A 9,253-nucleotide genomic window follows, 5' to 3' on the forward strand; every position below is an offset into this window, starting at 1 on the left:
TTTTTATCAGTCCGATTTTTTGTTGAGCCTTTAATATTAACCTTTAACAATACTAAATATTAAATAACTCTTTTAAAATTGTGAGTATGATAGTATAATAATATATAGAGGAATGGGGGGTAGTGTATGTCTGAGAAAAAAAAATTAGATATGATAGTATGCGGAGGTTGAAACTCAAAAATAGGGCCGGGGGCTTTATCGAGTATATTAAGTGATCTGCCGAAAAAAGAAGACAAGAATTTAATAGTAGGGTATGAATCATCTGATGATGCCGCTGTTTATAAAATTTCAGATGATAAAGCCATTATTCAAACATTAGACTTTTTTACAACAATGATAAATGATCCGTATTTATATGGACAAATTGCAGCTACGAATGCTTTAAGTGATGTTTACGCCATGGGTGGAGAAGTAATTTCCGCTTTAAATATTGTTGCATTTCCTGAGAGTATGGATTTAGAAATATTGCATCAAATATTAAAAGGTGGTGCCGAAAAAGTTCATGAAGCTGGTGGAGTTTTAGCCGGTGGACATTCTATACATGATGCGACACCTAAGTATGGATTATCAGTTACAGGGGTAGTGCATCCGGATAAAATTTTGCAAAATAATAATTGCAAAGTAGGAGATAAGCTAATAATAACTAAACCGCTTGGAGTAAGTATTATTAACACGGCATATATGATAAAAGGATGTTCTGATGAGGCATTTGCCCAAAGTGTAAAACAAATGACGACGTTAAATAAATACTCGGCAGAGATAATGAGAGATTTCCCTGTAAATAGTTGTACTGATATTACAGGTTTCGGATTTTTGGGACATCTTGTAGAAATGTTGGACGGAAAATGTTCAGCAGAAATTATTGCAAAGGATATTCCTTATATTGAAGAAGCATATGATTGTGCTAAAGAATTTATAATTACTTCAGGCGGACAATTAAACAGAACATATGTGGAACCTAATGTGGAATATAAAATAAAAGATTTCGCATTGGAAGAAATAATGTATGATCCGCAAACTTCGGGCGGATTGTTAATAAGTGTACCGGCAAATGTAGCGGATGAACTTCTGGAGCGTTTAAATACACTTGATGTAAAAAGTGCGATAGTAGGAACGGTAATAGAAAAACAAGAAAAAGCAGTTATAGTGAAATAATTATGACATTAAAAAATAAATATTAATACTAAGGAGAAATTCAGTATGAAAAAACAACAATTAAATGCTAAGGGATTGGCTTGTCCTTTACCTGTTATTCAAACAAAAAAATTATTAGTGGAAAATGATGTAGTGGAAACAACGGTTGATAATTTTGTTGCAACTCAGAACTTGGAAAAATTAGCTACTCAGTTAGGATACAATTATTCTATGAAAGAAATATCTAATACAGAATATATTGTAATAATAAAAAAAGATAAAGATTTAGAAGACGGTGTGGTTATTGATACTTTATCGGATAAATGCGTTGTTCCGGTTACTCAAGCCAAAAGAACGTTAGAAGAAGAAACTAAAGTAATATTATTGGTAAAAGCACAAGAAAGTGTAGATAGCCTTGAGAAATTTGCTACAAGAAATAATTATTCTTTTATAGTAAAAGAAGTAGAAAATGGATATAAAGTAATAATAGAGCGAGAAGAAAAAGAAGAACAACCGGAAATACCTACATTTAAAGATGACAGTTATATCGTTGTTGTTAATAAAAGTATAATGGGACATGGTAGTGAAGAATTAGGGAAACGACTAATAAAAGCATACCTTTACGGCTTGACAGAACAAGAAGTATTGCCGCAAAAAATAATATTTTACAATGGTGGAGCATTGTTGGTAGATAAAGAGCGCAGTCATGTATTAAATGAACTTCGTGAATTGGAAAATCGTGGTGTGGAAATAGTTTGTTGCGGAGCGTGTATCGATTACAATAAAATTGATTTAGCGGTCGGCAATCCGACAAATATGTATTTTATTGTAGAGGATATGAGAAAAGCTAATAAAGTTATTCATCCTTAGGAGGTTCAATGGTAGAAGAAGGTTTAGTGGTATTTAACAATACTCATGATGCGATAAAGGCTGATGATATTTGTTTAAAAAAAGGAAATGGAGCTTCGCTTATCCCAACCCACCCCAGTATATCAGTAGGTTGTGGTTTTATGCTGAAAATATCTTGGGAAAAATTCGATGAATTGGTAAAATTACTTCATGATGAACAAATAGAATATAAAGGGCTGTACTATTCAAAGAAAATAGGAATTAAAAGAATGGTTGTTGAATTGAAAGATTATGAGTTAAAATAAATTTAAAAAGGAGTGGAACGAAGTAATATAGGATTTTCTTATTAACTTTGTTCTGCTTTTAATAAAAATTGAGGCGGAAAATAGATGGAAAATAATGTAATAATTGGAACGGCAGGGCATATTGACCATGGGAAGACAACACTTATAAGGGCATTGAGCGGAATAGAAACAGACACTACCATGGAAGAAAAAGAGCGAGGTATGTCAATAAACTTAGGATTTGCTTATTTTGACCTACCTAGTGGAAAACGCTGTGGTGTTGTTGATGTGCCGGGTCATGAAAAATTTATAAAAAATATGTTAGCAGGAGTAAGTGGCATTAACTTGGTATTACTTTTGATTGATTCAAGAGAAGGTATTATGCCTCAAACAAAAGAACATATTGATATTTTAACACTACTGGGTATAAAAAACTATATCATCGTTATGACAAAAATTGATCTTGTAGAAGAAGAATATAGAGAATTGGTAAAAGATGATATAGAAGAATTTATAAGAGGAACCGTGTTAGAAAATTCACCGATTGTAGAAGTTGATTCTATAAGTAAAAAAGGATTGAATACTCTGTTGGAGATTATTGACAAAAAAACAGAAGATATAGAAGCGAAAAATATAGAAAAAAACGCACGTTTAAACGTCGATCGCTCATTTCAGGTAAAAGGATTTGGCACCGTTGTAACCGGAACTTTGACCGAAGGTGTAGTTGCTGTTGGTGATGAACTTACTATTTATCCTAGTGAAATTAAAGCCAAGGTTAGAAATATTCAAGTACATTCAAAAGATGTAGAAAAAGCCTTTGCAGGTCAAAGAACAGCGATAAATTTAGCGAATATAAAATTTGATGAGATAAGTCGTGGAGATACATTAGCAACAACCGGAAGCCTTACAAAAACATATATGTTAGACAGCGAGATAACATTAATAGACGCTCCGCGGGCTAATCTTGAACTTTGGGACAGGGTTCGGCTTTATGTTGGGACTGTCGAAGTTATGGCAAGAATTGTGCCGTTAGGTCAAGATGAGTTAAAACAAGGGGATAAAGGTTTTGCTCAGCTACGTCTTGAAGAAGAAGTGGCTGTGAAAAACTACGATAGATTTATTGTAAGAACTTATTCACCGATGATAACAATCGGTGGTGGGATAATTTTAGATGCTAATCCTAAAAAACATCGCCGTTTTAATGAAGAAATACTTAGAAAATTAAAAGTTCAATTAGAAGGAAATTCGAAGGAGTTGGTGGATAATTATTTGTTAACTCACATTCAATACATTATCCCCAAAAAAGAACTTATTCAAGATTTGCAATTACCAAGTAACGAAATAGAGAAAGATTTATCATCATTATTAGAAGATAAAATAATTTATGAAACAAAATCAGGATTTATCCACAATAAGAAGTATGAAGAATTACTGGAAAGATTAAAAACTATTCTAAATGATTATCATAAACGCAATAGACTAAAAGCAGGGATACCTAAAGTCGAACTTATGTCTAAATTTAAATTGACGCAAAAAGAAGCACTTGAAATAATAGAGTTATTTATAAAAAATAATGAAGTACATTATATTGGTAATTTGGTTTCAGAAAAAGATTTTGAAGTTAAATTAGACAATAAGCAAATAGCCGAAAAAAATCGCCTTGAAAAAGAATTGTTGAATGGCGGTTTTACACCGCCAACGATAAAAGATTTAACAAAAGGTATTAAATTCAGTTTGGAGATTTTAGAATCACTGGTAGATAATACTATTATTCGTTTAGATAGTGATTTAGTTTTGCATAAGGATATTCTTGAACAAGCGATAAATATGGTGGAAAATCATTTTAAAACAAATGAAAAACTTACGTTGGCAGAGTTTCGTGATATAAGCGGCTCAAGTAGAAAATACTCAATGGCTATTTTAGAGTATATTGATAAACTTGGAATAACGCGTCGTGTAGAAAACTATCGTGTTTTAGCAAAAAAATAAAAAAGGGGGAAGTTTTAGGAAAATAATATAAAAAATTATTTTACCTAAACAGGAAAATATTATGAGTTATTATTTTGATTATGGTGCAACATCTTTAAAAAAACCAAAAGCTGTTGCCGATAAAGTATACGAAGTATTGTCTTCGGCACAATATGCAAATGCCTCTCGTGGTAGTTATCAGGAGGCTAATAATGCTTTTCGTGCCGTATTTGAAGCAAGAAAAGCAATTTCAGAGTTTTTCGGTTTAAAAGATGAAAGCAGATTAGTATTTACAGGTAATTCGACAGAAAGTTTAAATATAGCAATTTTAGGATTGCTTAATAAAGAAGATCATGTTATTACTACAACTATGGAGCACAATTCTGTGTTAAGACCGATTTATTTGGCACATGAAACTATCGGCTGTGAATATACAATTATAAAGGGGGATAAGACAGGGCTTATATCTTATGAAGACTTGGAAAATGCGATTAAACCGAATACAAAAATGATTGCTATTACTCACGGGTCTAATGTGACAGGTAATATTATAGATGTGAGAAAAGTATCGAAAATTTGTAAAAAACATAATCTTATTTTAGTGGTAGATGCTTCGCAAACGGCGGGTGTTATTCCTATTGATGTGGAAAAAGAGGGCATTGATATTCTTTGTTTTACAGGACATAAAAGTTTATATGGGCCACAGGGGATTGGCGGTTTATGTGTAAATATGGAATCTCCGGAAATTCGCCGTTATAAAGTTGGCGGCAGTGGTGTTCGTACTTTTGATAAAGTTCATCCGGGAGAATATCCGCTACGACTTGAAGCAGGTACTTTAAATACAGCGGGAATTTTGGGATTGCATGAAGGAATAAAATATATAGAAGAAAAAGGTATTGAGAATCTATATAAAAAACAAATGAGCTTTGCTAATAAATTTTATAATTCTTTAAAAGATTTGGACTGCCTTGAATTTTATGGAGATTTTTCTAAGGAAAAAACAGCGGTAGTATCACTAAACTTTAAAGATGTACCGGCAGGAGATGTTGCTGACGTATTGGCAGAAGAGTATAATATCGCCATTCGAGCGGGTGCTCATTGTGCTCCGTTAATGCACGAGGTGCTTGGAACACGTGAACAAGGTATAGTGAGGTTTTCTTTTTCGAGTATGAATACAGAAGAAGAAGTTGATTATGCCATAAATGCAATAAAAAAAATAGCTGAAAATATTTAATTATAAATTTATAAAGGAGAAGTATTATGCCAAATAAGTTGTTGTCGAAAATACCGGCAATAAATAAGATATTATTGTTGGATAGAATTAAAGAGTTAATAAATTCATATTCAGAAGTAGCGGTAAAATCTGCCATAAAAAGTTATATTGAAAATATAAAAAATAAAATTTTAAATGAAGAATTATATGAAGTACCCAGTTTAGAAAAAATAGTAGACGAAGTTGAAAAAATAGTAGAAAAAGAAGACGAAAATTCATTGCGCCGGGTAATAAATGCAACAGGAACTATTTTACATACAAACTTAGGGAGAAGTTTATTGAGTCAAAAAATAAAGGGAAATATTGAAAGTATAGCGTTTAATTATTCAAACTTAGAATTTGACATTGATAACAAAAAACGCGGTAGTCGCTATGTTCACCTAATAGATATTATAAAAAAAATAACAGGGGCTGAAGATGTTCTTGTAGTTAACAATAACGCTGCAGCTGTATTGCTTACACTAAATACTTTGGTAAAGGATAAAGAAATAGTTGTATCACGTGGAGAATTGGTAGAAATCGGTGGAGCATTCAGAATACCTGAAATCATTAAACTAAGTGGTGGTATACCGATTGAAGTAGGAACGACTAATAAAACTCACTTAAAAGATTATGAAAATTCAATAAATGAAAACACCGGTGCATTGCTTAAAGTTCATACCAGCAATTACAAAATCTTAGGGTTTACAAAAGAAGTATCAAACGAAGAAATAGCATATTTAGCACGCGAAAATGAGCTGGTATCTATTAATGACTTAGGAAGCGGTCAGCTTGTTGATTTTTCAAAATATGGCTTACCTTATGAACCGACGGTAAAAGAAGTATTGGATAGCGGTATTGATATTGTAACTTTCAGCGGTGATAAACTTCTTGGCGGTCCACAGGCGGGAATTATCGTAGGTAAAAAAGAATACATAGATAAAATGAAAAAAAATCAACTTACCAGAGCATTACGTGTGGATAAGATGACTTTGGCTGCTTTAGAAGCAACGTTAAAACTATACTTAGATGAGAAAGTAGCGTTGGAGCATATTCCGACACTGCATATGATCTCATTATCAAAAGAACGTTTATTCGGTAAGGCGGATGTATTAAAGACAAAATTAAGTGATTTAGATTTTATGATAACTATTGAGGAAGACAAGGCTGAAGTGGGTGGCGGAAGTTATCCGGCTAGTAGTTTAGAAAGTGTTGTAGTTAAATTAGAACATAAAAATTTAAGTTCAACTGAAATAGAAAGAAGACTATTAGAAGTTGAAATACCAATAATTACCAGAATAAAAGATAACAGTATTATTTTAGATATGAGAACATTAAGAACAAGAGAATTTGATTTGGTAAAAAACTCATTGGAGAAAATTACAAAATAATATTGTAAAAAGATTAATTTTCTGAATGTAAAATATCGATAGATTAAAAGGAAAAATTTACCGGATAATTTTTGTAAAAAAATATTTTTTTCTTAATATGCCTAATTAATTTTTCTGAACAATAACGCTAATCATTGACTTTTTTAAGCATTTACTATATAATTAATCAAGAGTTTTTTGTATTTTAAACGATAATACTTAAAAGTATTTTTGGAGGAAGAATAAATGTCACAAATTTTAAATAAAGAAGATGGAAAAGTAGTTATCTCTTTTTCAGCATCAAAAGAAGATTTTTCGAAAGGGTTAGATAGAGCGTTTGCCAAAGTTGTTAAGCGTGTTAACGCACCCGGCTTTAGAAAAGGGAAATTACCTAGACCGGTATTTAACAAAATGTATGGTGAAGAATCTTTATATCAAGATGCGGTTGATGCTATTTTACCGGCTGCATATACTAAAGCGTTAGAAGAATTGGAAGTTACACCGTTAGCAGTGCCTGACATTGATGTTAAAGAAATCAGTAAAGAAAATGGCATAACATTTGAAGCTGATGTAGTAGTGAAACCTGATGTAAAATTAGGTGTGTATAAAGAATTAAACATTGAAAAAGAAACTGTTATTATAACAGATGAAGATGTAGAACAAAGAATTAAAACTATTTTAGGTCGTGAAGCTGAATGGCAAATAAAAGAAGGTGAATCTAAAAAAGGTGATATAGTAGTAATCGACTTTAAAGGATTCGTTGGCGATGAAGCGTTTGAAGGCGGAGAAGCTAAAGGGTATGAATTAGAATTAGGTTCTGGTTCATTTATTCCGGGGTTTGAAGAACAATTAGAAGGAAAAGTTGCACCGGTAGATACGGAAGTGAATGTAACGTTCCCGGAAAATTATCAAGTAGCGGATTTAGCAGGAAAAGCTGCACGTTTTGAAGTGACTATTCATGATGTAAAAGAAAAAATTCTGCCGGAATTAACGGATGAGTTTGTAAAAGAATTTTCTAAAGAAGCGGCATCAACGGTTGCAGAATATAAAGACAAATTAAAAGAAGAACTTAAACTTGAAAAAGAAGAATTAACAGAAAAAACTCATTCTGATAAAATTATTACAACAGTTGTTGAAAATGCAACTGTCAATATACCTGAAAAATTAATAGAACAAGAGATTGAATCAATGTTCGAACAATTTACCGGTAATTTATCTCGTCAAGGGTTATCGTTTGACCTATACGAGCAACTTACCGGAAAAGCTACCGATTCGGTAAAAGAAGAAATGAAATCAGAAGCAGAGAATAAAATTAAAACATCATTTGTTTTAGGTGAAATAGCTGAAACGGAAAATGTTAAAGTATCGGAAGAAGAGATTGATTCAGAAGTAAAACAACTGGCTGAAATGTATTCTATGACTGATGAAGGTATTAGAAGTCGTATTAGTGTAGAAAGTTTGGTTTCAGAACTAACAGCTAAAAAAGTTATTGATTTCTTAAAAGAGAATAACAACCAATAATTAATAATTAGGTTATTCGGTAACAAATCCCTAAAGTTAGATAAGAGCATGTCTAGCTTTAGGGTTTTTTATAAAATTATTATATGAAGATAAAATAAAGATTTATAGATTAGAAAAGGAGAAAGGCTTGCAAATTTGCAAGCCTATATTATGAAAAAAATATTATTAACTGACTATCATTATATACTATCAACTTAAACTATAATTAAAATAAAAGAGAAAATTAAAGTTTACTAATTGTTTATTGTTAAATAGTAATAAATGTTGATAGAATGCTTATTCGTAATGATTCCTTAATTTGAAATTCTATTGACTATTAGACCATAAACATATAAAATTAAAGTAGAAACAAAAGTAATTTTTAGGAGGAACATTAAAATGGAAAAATGTCAATGTGAACACCACTGCCATTGCCATGATGCTGTAGAAAATTGTGAGTGCGGTAATTGTAAAGAAGGAACTTGTAATTGTGAAGAAAACTGCAAATGTGGTTGTCATAGTGCAAAAGAAGATTGCGAATGTGGTAACTGCAAAACAGGAGAATGTCATTGTAATGACCATGCGGCATAAGAAAAAAAGAAGACTGATTTTTATCGGTCTTCTTTTTTAATATATTGAACTACAAGGTACAAATATTAGTATATAACGAATAGATTACTTTTTTCTATTTTCAATTTAATAAATTTTAAAAATGCAATATATTTGCTCAGATATTATCACAATTTTGCCATAATATATTTAGAAGAGCAAACAATATATTATTTTTGCCTAAGTAATAAAAGAAATCCACTAAAATGTAAGCGGTTTATTACAAATAATTTATATGCGAAATGAATTTAATATTAATAATATATATATATTAATATTAAAAAATA

The 9,253-nt window shown here is 31.3% G+C and carries 8 protein-coding genes; all 8 read left to right on the plus strand.

Annotated elements, in window-relative coordinates; translation table 11 throughout:
- The first annotated feature begins 126 nt into the window (after positions 1 to 126).
- The 8 genes from selD to HMPREF1983_RS07060 all read left to right on the plus strand — a co-directional run bounded on the left by selD (position 127) and on the right by HMPREF1983_RS07060 (position 8,948).
- Positions 127 to 1,155, plus strand: a complete 1,029-nt coding sequence (gene selD / locus HMPREF1983_RS07025) for a selenide, water dikinase SelD (RefSeq protein WP_084404579.1) — start codon at positions 127 to 129, stop codon at positions 1,153 to 1,155.
- A gap of 45 nt (positions 1,156 to 1,200) precedes the next feature.
- Positions 1,201 to 2,004 carry a sulfurtransferase-like selenium metabolism protein YedF gene (gene yedF, locus HMPREF1983_RS07030; RefSeq protein ID WP_021753623.1) on the plus strand — a complete coding sequence of 268 codons (804 nt, stop codon included), beginning with the start codon at positions 1,201 to 1,203 and terminating at the stop codon, positions 2,002 to 2,004.
- An 8-nt stretch (positions 2,005 to 2,012) separates the two neighbouring features.
- The gene (locus HMPREF1983_RS07035; protein ID WP_021753624.1) at positions 2,013 to 2,288 is read left to right on the plus strand and encodes a putative Se/S carrier protein; all 276 of its coding nucleotides are present in this window, start codon (positions 2,013 to 2,015) and stop codon (positions 2,286 to 2,288) included.
- An 84-nt stretch (positions 2,289 to 2,372) separates the two neighbouring features.
- Entirely contained in the window at positions 2,373 to 4,256 is a 1,884-nt protein-coding gene (gene selB, locus HMPREF1983_RS07040) for a selenocysteine-specific translation elongation factor (RefSeq protein WP_021753625.1), read from the plus strand.
- A 61-nt stretch (positions 4,257 to 4,317) separates the two neighbouring features.
- On the plus strand, positions 4,318 to 5,469 hold the full coding sequence (locus HMPREF1983_RS07045) for an aminotransferase class V-fold PLP-dependent enzyme (RefSeq protein WP_021753626.1): 1,152 nt from the start codon (positions 4,318 to 4,320) through the stop codon (positions 5,467 to 5,469).
- Positions 5,470 to 5,495: 26 nt separating this feature from the next.
- A complete protein-coding gene (gene selA / locus HMPREF1983_RS07050; protein ID WP_021753627.1) occupies positions 5,496 to 6,878 on the plus strand; it encodes an L-seryl-tRNA(Sec) selenium transferase in 1,383 nt (460 codons plus the stop codon).
- A 225-nt stretch (positions 6,879 to 7,103) separates the two neighbouring features.
- On the plus strand, positions 7,104 to 8,378 hold the full coding sequence (gene tig / locus HMPREF1983_RS07055) for a trigger factor (protein WP_021753628.1): 1,275 nt from the start codon (positions 7,104 to 7,106) through the stop codon (positions 8,376 to 8,378).
- A gap of 378 nt (positions 8,379 to 8,756) precedes the next feature.
- Positions 8,757 to 8,948 (plus strand): hypothetical protein, encoded by a 192-nt coding sequence (locus HMPREF1983_RS07060; protein ID WP_021753629.1) that lies wholly within the window; start codon positions 8,757 to 8,759, stop codon positions 8,946 to 8,948.
- Positions 8,949 to 9,253 lie beyond the last annotated feature (305 nt).

This window comes from Gemella bergeri ATCC 700627, assembly GCF_000469465.1.
Classification (GTDB): domain Bacteria; phylum Bacillota; class Bacilli; order Staphylococcales; family Gemellaceae; genus Gemella; species Gemella bergeri.